The 15369-nt window shown below is 55.6% G+C and carries 12 protein-coding genes; 2 read left to right on the forward strand and 10 right to left on the reverse strand.

Annotated elements, in window-relative coordinates:
- The first annotated feature begins 85 nt into the window (after positions 1-85).
- Positions 86-1276: a DUF2087 domain-containing protein gene (locus tag WKI47_RS15615; RefSeq protein ID WP_340228086.1), complete on the forward strand. Its 1191-nt coding sequence runs from the start codon at positions 86-88 to the stop codon at positions 1274-1276.
- A gap of 114 nt (positions 1277-1390) precedes the next feature.
- On the opposite strand, the gene ychF is transcribed toward WKI47_RS15615, so the two are convergent.
- The 10 genes from ychF to cls all read right to left on the reverse strand — a co-directional run bounded on the left by ychF (position 1391) and on the right by cls (position 14512).
- Positions 1391-2491: a redox-regulated ATPase YchF gene (gene ychF, locus WKI47_RS15620; protein WP_340228087.1), complete on the reverse strand. Its 1101-nt coding sequence runs from the start codon at positions 2489-2491 to the stop codon at positions 1391-1393.
- Between the two features lie 180 nt (positions 2492-2671).
- Positions 2672-3721 carry a type 2 isopentenyl-diphosphate Delta-isomerase gene (gene fni / locus WKI47_RS15625; protein WP_340228088.1) on the reverse strand — a complete coding sequence of 350 codons (1050 nt, stop codon included), beginning with the start codon at positions 3719-3721 and terminating at the stop codon, positions 2672-2674.
- Between the two features lie 679 nt (positions 3722-4400).
- A complete protein-coding gene (locus tag WKI47_RS15630; protein ID WP_340228089.1) occupies positions 4401-5876 on the reverse strand; it encodes a phytoene desaturase family protein in 1476 nt (491 codons plus the stop codon).
- A gap of 25 nt (positions 5877-5901) precedes the next feature.
- Entirely contained in the window at positions 5902-7041 is a 1140-nt protein-coding gene (locus WKI47_RS15635) for a glycosyltransferase family 2 protein (protein ID WP_340228090.1), read from the reverse strand.
- Entirely contained in the window at positions 7038-7790 is a 753-nt protein-coding gene (locus tag WKI47_RS15640; RefSeq protein ID WP_340228092.1) for a lysophospholipid acyltransferase family protein, read from the reverse strand. The genes WKI47_RS15635 and WKI47_RS15640 overlap by 4 nt, the downstream gene beginning before the upstream one ends.
- Positions 7747-8676, reverse strand: a complete 930-nt coding sequence (locus WKI47_RS15645) for a carotenoid biosynthesis protein (protein WP_340228093.1) — start codon at positions 8674-8676, stop codon at positions 7747-7749. The genes WKI47_RS15640 and WKI47_RS15645 overlap by 44 nt, the downstream gene beginning before the upstream one ends.
- Entirely contained in the window at positions 8676-9548 is an 873-nt protein-coding gene (locus tag WKI47_RS15650; protein WP_340228094.1) for a phytoene/squalene synthase family protein, read from the reverse strand. The genes WKI47_RS15645 and WKI47_RS15650 overlap by 1 nt, the downstream gene beginning before the upstream one ends.
- Complete coding sequence (locus WKI47_RS15655; RefSeq protein WP_340228095.1) at positions 9545-11023, reverse strand: phytoene desaturase family protein; 1479 nt, start codon at positions 11021-11023, stop codon at positions 9545-9547. The genes WKI47_RS15650 and WKI47_RS15655 overlap by 4 nt, the downstream gene beginning before the upstream one ends.
- On the reverse strand, positions 11020-12573 hold the full coding sequence (locus WKI47_RS15660; RefSeq protein ID WP_340228096.1) for a phytoene desaturase family protein: 1554 nt from the start codon (positions 12571-12573) through the stop codon (positions 11020-11022). The genes WKI47_RS15655 and WKI47_RS15660 overlap by 4 nt, the downstream gene beginning before the upstream one ends.
- A gap of 427 nt (positions 12574-13000) precedes the next feature.
- The gene (cls, locus tag WKI47_RS15665; protein WP_340228097.1) at positions 13001-14512 is read right to left on the reverse strand and encodes a cardiolipin synthase; all 1512 of its coding nucleotides are present in this window, start codon (positions 14510-14512) and stop codon (positions 13001-13003) included.
- Positions 14513-14759: 247 nt separating this feature from the next.
- Here cls and WKI47_RS15670 point away from each other — a divergent pair, with 247 nt between their 5' ends.
- The gene (locus WKI47_RS15670; protein WP_340228098.1) at positions 14760-15344 is read left to right on the forward strand and encodes a TetR/AcrR family transcriptional regulator; all 585 of its coding nucleotides are present in this window, start codon (positions 14760-14762) and stop codon (positions 15342-15344) included.
- Positions 15345-15369 lie beyond the last annotated feature (25 nt).

The following is a 15369-nucleotide window of genomic DNA, read 5'->3' on the forward strand; positions in this document are numbered from 1 at the left end:
CAAACATATACGAATAATGTTTATATAATATCAAACAAAATCGAAGAGGATCTATTATATACCAAACAAAGGATGGATTCGTCTCATGAACAATCTGGATACGTTATGGAACGCTCCCGTGCAAGACTTGAAGAACGGATATGCGCGTGACGGCGAGATCTTCGTGTGCCTTTTCTGCGGCCATACGACAGAACAAGGCCTGATCTACGCCGACGACGGTATCTTTTACGACGCCAAAAAATCCATGCAGCGCCATATCGAGGCCCAGCATGGATCGGCATTTCAAGCCTTGATCGGTCTCGACAAAAAGGCAACCGGACTGACCGACCATCAAAATTCGCTGCTGCGGCTTTTTTACGATGGGAATAGCGATGACGAAATCAAGAATGAACTTCAAATCGGCAGCGCTTCGACGATCCGCAATCATCGGTTCGTTTTAAAAGAAAAAGAACGGCAAGCCCGAATTTTTCTCGCGTTGATGGAACTGCTCAAGGAGCGAAGCGATAAACCGGAACCGTCTTTCATCGTGCCACATCCTCAAGCTCGCATGGTGGATGATCGCTATAACATGACCGAGGAAGAAGAACGGCAGATTTTAAAGCGCGCTTTTCCGGAAGGCCTAGACGGCCCGCTGCTTACATTTGATCTAAAAGAAAAGCAGCGTCTCGCCGTACTCCGACAAATCGTCTCACGCCTGGATGACGGAAGATTCTATACCGAAAAAGAACTCAACGCAGAACTTTCCCCGATCTACGCGGATTACGCAATTCTGCGCCGCAATCTGGTCGACTACGGCTTGATCAGCCGCGAGCCGGACGGCAGCGCCTACTGGACAACGCGAGGCGGCCGACCCGACTTCGTTGCCGACAAGAGCGTTACAACTACAAAACCGACAAAGGAGGTATCCCCCGTGAATCCCACCAACCGCCGCAAAGAATTGCAAGCGATGTATAAGGAAATCAAACAAGAAAGCGGCGTCTACCGCATCATGCACAAGTCCAGCGGCAAATCCTTTATCGCCTCCCTCCCCAACCTGAAGTCCATGGACGGCCGCCGCTTCGAACTGAATAACGGCAGCTTCCAAAATAAACAGCTTCAACAAGACTGGAAAACCTACGGCGAAGACGCCTTCGAATTCGAAGTTCTGGAAGTGCTCAAGCCTTCAGAAAATGTCTACCTATCGATCCGCGAACAACTCGGCGAACTGGAAAACAAATGGCTCGCCAAACTCACCCCCTACGGCGAACTCGGCTATAACAAAAAGCCTGCGGAATAAAAGGAGCTAACATTTTAATTCCTTAATTCTTTAAATCTAAAAGTGGAGACTTTTATCGACAACAAAAAAGCCGTTTCCCTTTTCAAAAGGAGAACGGCTTTTTTAGCTCAACGATTAAACGTTGAAACGGAAGTGCATGACGTCGCCGTCCTGCACGATATATTCTTTGCCTTCAAGACGCAGCTGACCGCGTTCTTTAGCGCCGTTCATCGAACCGGCGTTAACCAGGTCATGGTAGCCTACGACTTCAGCGCGGATAAATCCACGTTCGAAGTCGGAGTGAATCACGCCTGCTGCGCCCGGAGCTTTCGTGCCTTGACGAATCGTCCATGCGCGAACTTCCTGTACGCCTGCCGTGAAGTACGTGTACAGACCCAGCAGCTTGTAAGCCGCTTTGATCAGCAGGTTCAGACCGGATTCCTGAATACCCAGTTCTTCCAGGAACATTTGCTTGTCTTCGCCTTCCAGCTCGGAGATATCTTCTTCGATCTTCGCGCTGATCGGCACGACTTCCGCGTTTTCGGCAGCCGCGAACTCGCGGACTTTTTGCACGTAAGCGTTGTTGGCCACATCCGCGATTTCGTCTTCCGCTACGTTTGCCGCATACAAAACAGGCTTAAGCGTAAGCAAATGCAGTTCGCGGATCAATTGCAGTTCGTCGTCCGTCAGATCGATGCTGCGCGCAGGCTGGTCGTTGTACAAAGCTTCCTTGACCTTTTCCAGCACTTCGATCTCTTGGGCGTACTGCTTGTTTCCGCCTTTCATGTTCTTTTTCGAGCGTTCGATTCGTTTGTCCACGCTCTCGATATCGGCGAGGATCAGCTCCAGGTTGATCGTCTGGATATCGCTAACCGGATCGATCTTGCCGTCGACGTGCGTGATGTTCTCGTCCACGAAGCAGCGTACAACGTGTACGATCGCGTCAACTTCACGGATATGGGCCAGGAATTTGTTGCCCAGACCTTCGCCTTTGCTCGCGCCGCGAACCAGGCCCGCGATATCGACGAATTCAAACGCCGTCGGTACCGTTTTCTTCGGTGTAACCATTTCTGTCAGCTTGTCGAGACGCTCGTCGGGAACCTCGACGATGCCAACGTTCGGGTCGATTGTACAAAACGGATAGTTGGCGGACTCTGCGCCTGCTTGCGTGATTGCGTTGAACAATGTGGACTTGCCGACGTTCGGCAACCCTACGATACCGGCTTTCAATGCCATATGAATACACAACTCCTCTGAGTTTGATCTTAAAATAACGCGTTCGCGCGAAAAAAGGATGCGCCAGCTTGCCCTGAAATAAGCATCACCGCCTATTATAACAGGAATTTCCGCGAAGCGATACGGGAGAGCGGCAAGTCTTTGCCAGGGGGCTACCGGAACAAAAAACGCCTGCCCCGCTTATCTGCGGACCAGACGTTTCGTGCTTTTAAGCTCCCGTACGTTTCCCGCGCCGATGCCGAACATCACCGTGCGCAGTTCGAATTCCGCTTGCCGCATCGCGGCAGCCGCGCTTTCGGCCGAATCGACGGCCGGGCCGAGCAACGCGCGGCCGACGCCTGCGAGATCGGCGCCCAGCGCGATTGCTTTGGCCGCGTCGACGCCGCTGGTCAGGCCGCCGCTGCCGATCAGCGGCATGTCCGGCAGTGCGGCGCGAATCTCGGCGATGCACTCCGCCGTGCCGTTGCCCCAATTCGCGAACGCTTCGGCCGCCGTGCGGCGCATGATGTCCGAGCTGCGGAATTTCTCGACCTGGCTCCAAGACGTACCGCCAGCTCCCGCCGCATCGACGAAAGCGACGCCCGCTTCCGCCAAGCGCAGCGCCGTGTCCCCGTCGATGCCCCAACCGACTTCTTTGACGCCGACCGGCACGCCAAGCTCCGAGCAAAGCCGCTTGATCTTCGGCAGCAGATCGGCGAAGTCGATATTGCCTTCCGGCTGGAACACTTCCTGCAAGCTGTTCAGATGCAGCACCAGCGCGTCCGCTTCCGCGATCTCCACCGCGCGCCGGCACTCGTCCGCGCCGAACCCGTAGTTCAACTGCACCGCGCCCAGATTGGCGATGATCGGAATGTCCGGCGCTTTGTGCCGAACCTTGAACGTCGCCGCCAAGTCTTCGCGCTCCACGGCCGCGCGGACCGAGCCCAGTCCCATCGCCCAGCCGCGCAGCTGCGCCGCTTCCGCCAACCGCTCGTTGATCCGCCCCGTCCCGGCGCTGCCTCCGGTCATCGAGCTGATCAACAGCGGCGCCCGCAGGCTGCGTCCGACGAACGCCGTCGACAGATCAATATCGTCAAAATTCAGCTCCGGCAGCGCGTTATGCCGAAATCCGTAACGTTCAAGCCCTGTGGTCACGCCGACTCCGGACACATCTTCTTCCAGACACAAGCGGACATGCTCGCTTTTTCGGTCTCCGGTCGAAGGACCGGAAATTGCTTGTTCTCTCGTCATGGCCGCTCCCCTCTTTTCTACATCATCCAATAGCTTGTCCCACTTTAACAGGGGGTTGGAACCGGTCTGAAACGCTAACGGTTCCGGTACGTCTCAGACCAATTACATTCGCCGAGTTAACGCCGTCAAGCTACAGCAAAGTATCGAGCGTTCCTTCTTTTCAGGTTAGCTTTTATTCTCGGCGAGAATTGTTAAGACGAGACTGATTAACACGAGACTTGTCGAAATAAGTGCTTAAATACACTTATTTCGTTGGATTCGCCTCCGCATCTGCCAATAGATGCGAAATTACATTTATTCAAAGAAAAAACGCGTAAAATCGCATAAGATCGATTAATTAAGTGCATATCCGCATCTATTCTCCCCAAATCGCAAAATCCGAAGCAAATAAGTGTATATCCGCACTTATTTTCAATAATCCTATCTAACAGCGTCCGACTCCGGACTTTTCGCGCTCACCGTTCTCGAATAGGCGAATAACCGCTTATCGGCATACCTGCATATCCATACACCCACGTACCTGCATGTCCGTATGTCCGCGTACCTGCATGTCCTCTATCCGCGCATTACATTTTCCTATCCGCGTACCGACCCGAACTTCCGACTCCGCTATACCCTGTTGTAGCCCCGAGCTTCCCGACTCCCTTATACGGTCTACAGGCGCGGAATCCTCGCTTCCTTACACTTTCGTACTCGCGATCCGCTCGGCTACGAGCTGCCCCGACATGGTCACGAGCGGCGTTCCGCCGCCCGGATGCGCGGTGCCGCCGACGTACCACAGCCCGGAAATATCCGGGTCGCGGTTGCCTGGGCGGAAAAACGTCTGCTTCAGCGTATTCGACGAAATGCCGTAAATGGCGCCGCGATGCGCGTACGTGTCCCGTTGCAAATCGGCCGGCGTATACCGCTCTAACACCTCAGCCGTATCCAAGCCGCCGATCCCCCTCTTTTTCAACATGCCAACGATCTTATCCGCGTATTCGTCTTTGCGTTCCCGCCAATCCCAGGATTCGGACAAATAAGGCGCGTTCGCAAGCACAAACAATGAGCTTCCGCCTTCCGGCGCCGTGCCTTGTTCCGAATACCCGCTATTGCAAATGTACAGAGCCGGATCGTCCGGTGCAACCTTACGCTCAAAAATATCGCCGAATTCGCTCTCCAACCGTTGGGGAAATAACATCGTATGATGCAACAAAGAGTCGTAACGCTGCTTGACCCCGGCCAGTAACACGAACCCGGACAGCGACGGCTCGTACGTATCCAATCGGCTGGACGAAGTCCGCCGACGCAGGCGATCCGGCACCAACCTGGCGGTCGTCAACAGATCTCCGTTACACACGACCTCGTCCGCTTCAAGCACTCCCGCCGTGGTCTCCACGCCGTAGGCACGCCCGGACCGGACCTTGATCGACAGCACTTCCGTATCGGTCAGGACCGTCACGCCAAGCTCTTTCGCCAGACGCGCCATGCCTTCGACCAGTCCGTACGTGCCTCCATGAATCCCGTGAATCCCCAAGTCCGCTTCGACATGGGCCAGCATGGCAAAAATCGCAGGGGCGCGCAGCGGAGAAGCCCCGACATACGTAGCGTAACGCCCAAACATCGCCAGCGTATACGGATGACTGAAGTAACGGGCCAGCAGCGTACGCAAGGTCGTGGTTGGGCGAACCTTCAGAAAATCCCGCAGCAGCATCGGATCGATTTTCTCACGGGTAGACAGCATCAGGCGATTCAAAAAACGTCCGTCCGCCAGCCCGTACACGCGCCGCGCCTCCTCCAGAAATGCCGGATAACGCATCGCGTCTTCCGGGCTGTAGGCCGCGATCTGCTCGCGCATCCAGGAAGCGTCCCGGCTCAAGTCTACCGTCGTTCCGTCAAAAAAGACATTGCGCGTGCGCGGCTCCAACTCATACGTCGTGATATAATCTTCCATTCGCCGTCCGGCACGCTCGAAAACACGCCGAAACGCATGCAGCATCGTAATCGTGCTCGGCCCCCGGTCAAACCGATAGCCGGACTTCTCCACGCGCTTCAGCTTGCCGCCGAGCATGGATTCCTTTTCCGTCAGCGTCACGTCGAAGCCTTCGACAGCCAGGCCAATCGCACAAGACAATCCGCCTAACCCTCCGCCGACGATCACCGCTTTGCGGCTCATAAACCCACCTCCATTCTTTTCCGATTCATCCGTAACGCCGTCCTTTCCACTCGTGCCCTTGACCGCTCAAGCCGCCGAATACGCTCGATAGCGCGATCGCCAGCGTACAGGCAATCGTCGCCGCGATCCATACGCCGTGCCAGGCCGGAAATCCGCCGCGCACGTCGCATACCGCTTTGACCGCCATGCCAAGCAGCATCGCGCCTGCGCTAAAACCCGCCAAATGCGCGTTGCCGGTGAATAAGCCGATCAGCAAAGCGACAGGAGGAAGCAGATACAGCCCGCCGTACCAGATCAGCAGACCGAGCAGCAAAACGTAGTTTTTGCCGAGACCCGCGAACAGATTTTTGCGAAACCCGTTCCATACCTCGCGTCCTGTATGATACATGCGCATATGCGCGTGTCGGGTCATATCCGCGAGCAGCATTTTGTAGCCGGCCTTTTTGACCGCTCGCGCCATGGCCATATCGTCGACCATCTCGTTTTTGACCGCTTCGTAGCCGCCCGCGGATTCGTAAGCCGACTTTTTGATCAGCATGTAGGCGCCGTGCGCGGCAACGAACAGTCCGCTGCGCGCACGGGATACCGCGGCGATCGGCAGATGACACAAAATGACGAATTCCATCATCGGCACGACCAGCTTTTCCAGCGGCGTCACGGTGACCTGCTTGGGAAAGCCCGTGACCAATCCGGCCTTTTTCTTTTGCGCCGAACGCAGCGTGTCGCGGATCGCCATCGGCTCCAATCTGACGTCGGCATCGAGCATCAGATACCAACTCCCCGAAGCGCGTTCCGCCAGATTGTGGCAGGCATAGCATTTGCCTTTCCAGCCCGAAGGCAATTCGCCGCCCCGCATCAATCCGACACGCGAATCTTCCATCGCGATCCGGCGCACGATGCCGCCCGTATCGTCGCTCGAATCGTCATCGTACACGATCACTTCAAGACGGAACTCCGAATCGTCCGAAGCCAGTACATGGCGCAAGCAATCTTCGATATTGCGCTCTTCGTCGCGTGCGGGAATCAAGACGGACACCAGCGGGCGGCCTTCGATCGGTTTGGTTCGCCGACCCGGAACCGGCAGCGCCTTCGCATTCAGCAGCGCGAAAACCAGTTGAGCGATCAGCAATGCGCAAACGACAGTCAGAATCAAAGTGAGAGTCAATGCGCGGGCCTCCTTTTTTTTCGCAAACGGTCATACTTCTCGTTAACGGACAGGCCGGTGCGCAGCAGTTCACGGTCGGGCAGCTTGGCCTTTGACCGATCGTTTACCGCAGCAATCGCGTAACTCCGGTGCAGATCAAGCTGCTGCGTCAACCGACTGCCAAGCATCCGGGTCATCGCCGCTCCATCCGAAGACGCCCAGTCTTCAGTCATCGCTTCTCCGATCATCAGCGATACCTCCGGCTTGGAGTGCAGTCCCGACGTATAGTAGAACGTCACCGGCACGACCGCCGTATGCGGCACCCGTCTGAGCAGATGCGCGGTTCCGCGCTGCAATTCCAGCGGACGGCTTTCCAAATGGCGAATATCCCCTTGCGGAAACAGCCACACCCTCGCTCCTTCGTCCAGCAACCGCTCGGTGTACCGAAGCGACGCCCGGCTTGCTCCAGCGGCACTTTTATCCACCGAATAAGCACCCAGCTTGCGAAAAAAACGATATTCCGAAAGCTGGGCCTCATCCATCATGACATAGTGGTTATGCTCGTTGCTGCGGCGCCACAAATGATACAGCAGCAGACCGTCCCACCACGAGCTATGATTGGCGATGTACAAAATAGGACGTTCCTGTTCGATCCCGGCGTCCAGCGTTCCGTATAATCCAACAGAACGAAACGCGCGAGGCAACAGATAACGACGATTATAAAAATCAAACAGCGCGCGAAACGCCGGAGCTTGCTCTGCGGATATCATAACGGACCCGGACCTCCGAAAGCACGATGCCGGCCACCGCGATCCAGACAGGACCGTAAAGCCCATCCTGCAAAGCGATCAGACCGAACATCAGCAAAATAAATTGATAAAGCCTTAACCCGAGCGTCAACGTCCGGCGACTCGGAACGCGTTGCGGCAGAAGCAAAGACAAGATCGTCCCTACCACGAACCAAGCGGCAAAATTACTCCACGGAATCCCGTAGAAGCCGCCTTCCCCGCTCCAATTCCAGAAGCCTCGGGACGCGGCGGCCGGATCAAGCACAAAATCAATCCATACCGTCCAGGTCCCGATCTGTACGGCTTTCCACAATCGTCCGGGTAACGTCGGCGTTCCCGGTCCCGCAATCAAAGCCGAGCTGCCGATCACCGCAATCCAGGCCAAGCCCAATGTGACCGGCACGCCGAACAGATGCGGACCCAAAATCCACGAATAATGATAGCCGCCGAACGGCCACCCGGTATGCACGCCGCTCCATTCGATCCCCATCCCGCCCAGCCAGATCCCGGCCGCGCCCAGCGTCAAGCTCAATAACGGACGCTGCGGCCGGCGAGGTTCCGCTGCGGCCGCGGACGACTCCATCGCCAACCGAAGCAGCACCAGCGCATACGCCGTATAAAACACCAGAAATAACGCATTCGAAAAACCCAGCGCATCCGGCACGCCGACCGTCAACATCAATGTCAGGCCGATCGCCATCCAGACATAAAAAACGATCCCCGAAATCCGCACGGTGCGGTCAAGCGTGCTTGTCTTCTTTTCCAAAAGATTTTTCCCGGCGTAATCGTTCCGTTCCTTCGCGTCCGACAGCTTCCGTTCGCCGCGCTGTGTCTGCTCCGCTACCGCATATTTCCCCGAATCGCTCATCACGATACTGCTGCGCTGTCCGCCGTCCCGTCAATTGCTCCGAAAGCGGCCAGTACGTTCATCAGCAGCAATCCCTTTTCCTCATCCGGCACGATCGCGCGGCGATTGAACACATCGTATCCGTTGCGGCGTACCTGGTCGAAGATCGCGCCGTAGAACGCCGCCGCCAAAGCGACCGCCAATCCGCTGCGTTTCGGATACGTCTCCAGGTTGGACAACCCTTTCGCGAACCACTTCGTCGCCTGGTCGTGCAATTCATCGATCATGGCGACAAAACGCGCGTCGATCACTCCGTTATCCAGATCCGCATCCGTATACCCATGACGACGCATCAGCTCCGCCGGTATATAACGACGTCCCCGGCGCAGGTCTTCGCCCACGTCGCGAATGATATTGACGATCTGCATTCCTTTCCCCAAAGCAATCCCGGCTTCCGCCGCTTCCACATGCAGATCGTCACGCAGCACCGGCAGCAGCATCTCGCCCACCGTCCCGGCCACCAGATAGCAATAATGCTCCAACTGCTCCGTCGTTTCGTAACGCAGCAGCGTCAAGTCGGAGAGCTGACCGTCCATCTGATTCAAAAAAGGCTGTCGGCCGAGATTCGGGAAGCCGGTAAACAACCACCGCAGCGCCGGCCAGATAAAATGACCTTCCGCTTGCTCCAAATTCAAAAACCGTTCCTTCAGCTCATGGATCGTAAACGGCGACGTCTCCGGTTCATCGACGCTGTCGTCAATCAGCCGGCAAAACGCATAGATCACATAGACGGCATGCCGCCTACGTTCGGGCAAATCACGGAAGGCGTGGTAAAACGAAGATGATCCCCGTCGCATTGCGTCTTCACACTGCTGCATAATTTGTTCGTTCATGGGTTCCACTCCTTCAAAAGCTGATTTACGGCCATTCTGGCCCCCTGCATCACAATCGGTACGCCCCCGCCTGGATGAACCGAAGCGCCGGCCGCGTACAGACCTTCAATGCTGTGAAAAGGTTTCGGTTGCGGTCGATACGGACCCGACTGAGCCAGAATCGGCGCGATGCCGAAGCTGCCTCCTACATAGTTGCCGTCCAGCTTCGAATCCTCGGGCGTGCGCAGCTTGATCCACTTGATCGAATCGCGAAGTCCCGGGAAGCCTCGTTCCTCGGCAGCCCGCAGCACCTTGCGCGCCAGCCGCCGGCCTTCCTTGGACCAAGCGATGCGCGAAGCGTCGGGAGCGGGAATAAGGAAGTACAGCACGCTTTCGCCTTCCGGCGCGGCGTCGGGATCAAGCACCACCGGATTAAACACGTAAAACGACGGATTCGCCGGAATCATGCCTCGTTCGAAAACGGCTTGCAGACTGTCGCTCAAACTATCCGGCAGGAAAAATTGATGCGCCGCCGGATCTTCCCATCGCTTGGATACTCCCATAAAGACGAGCACGCAGCCGGACGAAGGCTGATAAGGCTTTTTCCGTTTTGTTGCTTCGGGATGCCCTTCGAGCAGCGGCAGAATCCCCGGAAAATCCCCGTTGAACAGCACGGCATCATATTCTTCGCGAACGCCGTCGACGCTGATTCCGCGGCAGCGGCCGTTTTCCACTTCCAGTCGCTCCACACGCGTATTCAGTCGAATCTCGACACCGCGCGAATGCAGCTCCTCCTCCAAAATAACGGGCAAACGAGCATAGCCGCCTTCAATCATCCAAATGCCGAATTCATGCTCCGCATACGGCAAAATCGAGTACACCCCCGGCGTTCCCGCAGGCTGTCCGCCGATATAGAGCGACTGAAGCGAATACGCATCGATCAGATTAGGGTGTCGGAAGTAGCGGGCGGCAGCTCCCCGAACGCTTCGGTGGGCTTGCAACTGTCCCAGCATGCGTACCTGACGCGGCGTGAAAAAGTCCCGTTTGCGCGGAAACGTCCGCTCCAGCACCGCTTTTTGCGCGCCGGGATACAACTCGCGCATCCGCTCCATATAACGCATATACCCTTCGGACTCGCCGGGAAACAAACGGTCGATTTCTTTGGCCTGATGTTCGGGTTGCCTGCGCTTCGTCATCGTTTCTCCGTCCGAGAAATGAATGCGATACAGCGGGTCCGATTCGATCAGCTTGATCCGTTCCCGTTCAACCCCGCCCTCTTCCAAAATCGACAACAGCATTTCCGGCAGCAGCACGATGGTCGGCCCCTGGTCGATACGGCGAATGTCGTTTTCGTCGCGTTCGAACGCGATACGCCCGCCGAGGCGGTCGCGTCCTTCGAGCAGCGTCACTTCCGCGCCTTGCTTGCTGAGCAGCAGCGCGGCCGTCAGCCCTCCGATGCCACCGCCGACGATCGCGACTTTCGGACCGCGGCTCACTCTGTTGCTCCTGCTGTACCGAGCGCTTGCGGAGTCGGGCTTTTGCGCGTCTTGCCGTCAGCCTTCTCGATCAAGTCCACGCTGATCCGTGCCGATTCGAAGATCGTCGGCAGTCCGCTGCCCGGATGCGTACCGCCGCCGACCAGCCATACCCGCTCAATTTCTTCGAATTCGTTGTGCGGCCGGAACGCCATCATCTGTCCGAGATTATGCGACAGATTGAACGTGGCTCCGCGATAGACATCCAGCGAATCCTGCCAATCCTGCGGCGTGAAAAAGGCTTCTTCCTCGATGCGGCTGCGAATATCTTGGAGTTGCTCGATCTGTTCCAGACGCGTCAGCATCTGTTCCTTGAGCTCTTCGCGCCGTCCGACCCAGTCGGTATCGCCTTTCAGATTCGGAACGGGCAGCAGCACGTATAGAGACGATTTGCCCGCCGGCGCAAGCGTCGGATCAAGCTTCGACGGATTGTGCACATAGATCGACGGGTCTTCCGATAGCGTCAGGCTCTCCGTGATCTCTCGGACGTTTTTCTCGTAATTATCGGCAAAATGAATCGAATGGTGCGGCAGATCGACTTCTCCGTCAATGCCCAGATACAGCATCGCCGTCGAGCAGGAATATTTTTTGGCCTCCAGCTTTTTCGGCGTGTATTTTTTCAACACCCCCGGCTCGAACAGTCCGTTCATCGCCGAAGCGAAGTCCGCTCCGATTACCACGTGATCCGCTTTGCGGGTTTCTCCGCCTTGGAGCCGAACGCCTGTGGCACGGCCGTTTTGCGTCACAATCCGTTCGATCGGACTGCCCATATGAAAACGCACGCCGTGCTCCTGAGCGACCTTGACCATAGCATCCCACAACGCCGCTACTCCGCCTTTTGGATGCAGCAGGCCATAACGATGCTCCATATACGACAAAATGGTAAATGTTCCCGGACAGTTCCACGCGGACATGCCGAGATACTTGGATTGGAAAGTAAACGCATATTTGAGCCGCTCGTCCTTGAAGTACCGCGAGAGCTGGCCGTATACGGTATCGGTAATTTTAAGGTGGGGCAGCGCCTTGATCGCATCGCTTTTCATGTAATCGCCAAAGCCGCCGAAAGGCCGACGCAGCAAGGGTTCCACATGCTCGTACTTCACTGACTCGTCAGTCATAAAGCGGTAGAAGCCGGCCTCTTCGCCAGGAAAAAGGGCCTGTATCCGTTTTGCAGTCTCTTCGTTGTCGCTGGACGGCATCAACACGGTACGTCCCCGATCAAAATACAATCCATACAACGGGTCCAGCTTGTGCAGTTCCACATAATCATGCACCGAGCGCCCGGCCTGTTCGAATAGTTCCTCCAACAGCTCTGGCATCATGACGAATGTTGCGCCCCGATCGAAGGTGTACGCTCCAAGCTTGATCCGGCCCGAACGTCCTCCCGGAACCTCTTGCTTTTCATACACGTCGACCTCGTATCCTTTCGCGCCAAGCAGCATCGCCGCCGCCAATCCTCCAGGTCCCGCTCCTACGATCACCGCAGTTTTTCGATTTTCATTTTGCGCCATTCTATTCACCTTTCCTGATTAGACATTCCACGTTATTTTTAATTACCCAATAACGGGTCTAACGGCTCGCTTTGCGCATGATGTATTTTGTAAAATCGGTTGGCTTGCGATGCAAATAATCTCCTTTAGCCTAACATAGCAAGCTTCGTGCCACAAATAAGTTTTTCGGATACAAAAAAAGAAAGTGCCAAAGTTAGCACTTTCAGGCTGTCCTCGAAAGTTACGCAGGTAGAGGGAAGCGAGAAGACTACGAGAGAAATTCGTTCCGGTCGCGTGTTGAAATCGGGAAAAAGATTGAATTTTAGCGGAATTTTCCCAATTTCAAAGGCGAAAGCTAACGCTCCTTCACTGAATTTCTCTCTCCGTCTTCTCGCTTCCAGATACGTTAGGTTTTCTCCGCTGGCGTGTCTTATACATCAATTATTTTCTATAGGAGCGGGGACAGAAGTCTGGCGGCGGATTCCATGAAGCGGACGGCGATGCGTTTGCTGCCGAATTTGGCTGGATCGATCATTGTCGTGTTCAGCAGGTCGCGCTCGAAATCGGCGGCGATTCGTTCTACGCTGGCGTTGTTCATCAGCAGTGCGTTGACCTCGAAATTCAGGTGGAAGCTGCGCATATCCATATTAGCTGTGCCGATGCTCGCCGTTTCGCCGTCCACGATCAGCAGCTTGGAATGCAGGAAGCCTTTTTCGTATTCGTAAATCTTTACGCCGGCGTCCAGCAGGATCGGGAAGTACGAGTGGGACGCCCAGAACGGCAGTTTCTTGTCCGGCTTGGCCGGGAACAGCAATCGAACATCCAAGCCCGATAAAGCAGCGGTTCGCAGAGCAGTCAAAATATCTTCGTCCGGAATAAAATACGGCGTGGCGATCCAGACCGACTTTTTCGCTGTAGTAATCATCGAGAAGAAAATATGCTTCAGCGCCCGACGATCGTTATCCGGTCCGCTGGCAATGATCTGCACCGCGCCCAATTTCGGGTTCGGCTTGCCTTTCGACTGAAAATATCCGGGTCCCGTCGGCTGCTCGTTCGTCATATGCCGCCAGTCCCGCAAGAAGATCCGTTGCAGCGTACTGACGGCTTCCCCTTCGATCCGCATATGCGTATCGCGCCAGAATCCGTACGTTTTGCTGCGGCTAAGGTATTCGTCGCCCACGTTCAAGCCGCCGATAAAGCCGATGCTTTTGTCAATCACCACGATCTTCCGATGGTTGCGGTAGTTGACCCGGCTAGTCGCCAGCAAAAACTTCGTCGCGCCGAACAAAGCCACCTTCACCCCGGCTTCGCGCATCTCGTCCAAAAACTTGCGCGGAAGCTGAATGCTGCCGACGGCGTCAACCATAAAGCGCACCTCGACGCCCGATTTCGCCTTTTCGATCAGCAGCCGTTGGATCTGTGTCCCGATATCGTCCGCCCGGTAAATGTAATATTCCATATGGATATGATGCTTGGCCCCGCGCAGAGCTTCCAGCAGTTCCGAGAACGTGCTGCCGCCATTGGTGAGCACCGCCGTCGGACTCGAATAGGACACGGGCATCAGCGACAAACGGCGCGACAGGCGCAGTATCCGCTGCTGTTCCTCGCTAAAATGTGCCGTATTCCCGATCCCGGCCAGCGTATCCTTTTCGCTCCATTTGTAAATGCGACGATCCCACTCTGCCTTCTTATCGTACTTGCGGCGGCGGAAATAATTCTGTCCGAACAGGAAGTAGAAAATCAGTCCCACCACAGGCAGCAGCCCCAACACCAGAATCCACGACAAGGTGCTCGAAGGATTGCGGTTGTCCATAAAGATCAAGAAGGCAATCGAAACGACGGTCAGGGTGGAAAAAATACTCATCACCGCAGCGGCGGTCGTTCCGAACAGATCGACGCCAAAATAATAAAAGACGAACAGAAGCACGGCAAGCATAAATACAATCAATCCGCGTCTCACTTCGCATGCTCCTTTCGGGTATGGTGTGGCTGCTTCGAGCAAAAAGCTTGTTGATTTCTTCCCTTATCGTTCAGGTCATTACGCGATGAACCGAGGGAGGTTTCATGGCTTACCCCGATTTCTTCCTTGATAACTCCCTTTACCCTTTGCATTGACATTCCGAATCCGCCATGCTAAATTACAACCTAACGACCGTTAGTTCGCTCGGTTTTATTTGTATTTGGGATAAGAAAAGGAGGGCTTTTGTATGACCCGCAAACCTGCTATCGAAGACGTTGCCCTACAGCTTTTTGCCAGCGAAGGCTTCGAAGGAGCTTCACTGGGACGGATCGCAGATGCAGTCGGCATACGCAAGCCTTCGATCTACGCTCATTTTCGCAGCAAGGAAGATTTGTTCTTGTGCGTGTTCAAGCGAACGCTGCGCCGCAAACAATACATGCTGCTTCGGCATATCCTGCAAGACACCGCCCGTCCGTTCGAACAGACGCTGCGCGAACTTGTCGAGCGGCTGATGGACGATCATGAATCGGATGCGGAGACGCGCTTTTTGCTGCGGATGTCTTATTTCCCGCCTAGCGCTTTGCACGACCGGGTGATGGAGCTGGTTAATCCCTTTTTCGCCCAGGCCGAGCTTGGATTGATTCGGTTGCTGGAGCAGCCGGTTCACGCTGAACGCTTGCGTCCGGAAGGGGCGCAGGAAGCAGCTTTGGCGTATCTGACGATATTGGACGGAGTCATGGCGGAAGCCATTTATACGACAACGGCAAAAGCTACGCGGCGGCTGGATGCAGTCTGGCCGGTGTATTGCCGGGGCGTGCTGATTACGAAGTGAAGCGATATTCAAGGAGAGTGACTAC

This window comes from Saccharibacillus sacchari (genome assembly GCF_037722395.1).
Classification (GTDB): Bacteria; Bacillota; Bacilli; order Paenibacillales; family Paenibacillaceae; genus Saccharibacillus; species Saccharibacillus sacchari_A.

What these genes read in the sequence shown, in the direction of transcription:
- WKI47_RS15640 (WP_340228092.1), bottom strand. Translation starts at nt 7,790, where the DNA reads ATGATATCCGCAGAGCAAGCTCCGGCGTTTCGCGCGCTGTTTGATTTT.
- fni (WP_340228088.1), bottom strand. Translation starts at nt 3,721, where the DNA reads ATGACGAGAGAACAAGCAATTTCCGGTCCTTCGACCGGAGACCGAAAA.
- ychF (WP_340228087.1), bottom strand. Translation starts at nt 2,491, where the DNA reads ATGGCATTGAAAGCCGGTATCGTAGGGTTGCCGAACGTCGGCAAGTCC.
- WKI47_RS15615 (WP_340228086.1), top strand. Translation starts at nt 86, where the DNA reads ATGAACAATCTGGATACGTTATGGAACGCTCCCGTGCAAGACTTGAAG.
- WKI47_RS15670 (WP_340228098.1), top strand. Translation starts at nt 14,760, where the DNA reads ATGACCCGCAAACCTGCTATCGAAGACGTTGCCCTACAGCTTTTTGCC.
- WKI47_RS15630 (WP_340228089.1), bottom strand. Translation starts at nt 5,876, where the DNA reads ATGAGCCGCAAAGCGGTGATCGTCGGCGGAGGGTTAGGCGGATTGTCT.
- WKI47_RS15660 (WP_340228096.1), bottom strand. Translation starts at nt 12,573, where the DNA reads ATGGCGCAAAATGAAAATCGAAAAACTGCGGTGATCGTAGGAGCGGGA.
- WKI47_RS15645 (WP_340228093.1), bottom strand. Translation starts at nt 8,676, where the DNA reads ATGAGCGATTCGGGGAAATATGCGGTAGCGGAGCAGACACAGCGCGGC.
- WKI47_RS15650 (WP_340228094.1), bottom strand. Translation starts at nt 9,548, where the DNA reads ATGAACGAACAAATTATGCAGCAGTGTGAAGACGCAATGCGACGGGGA.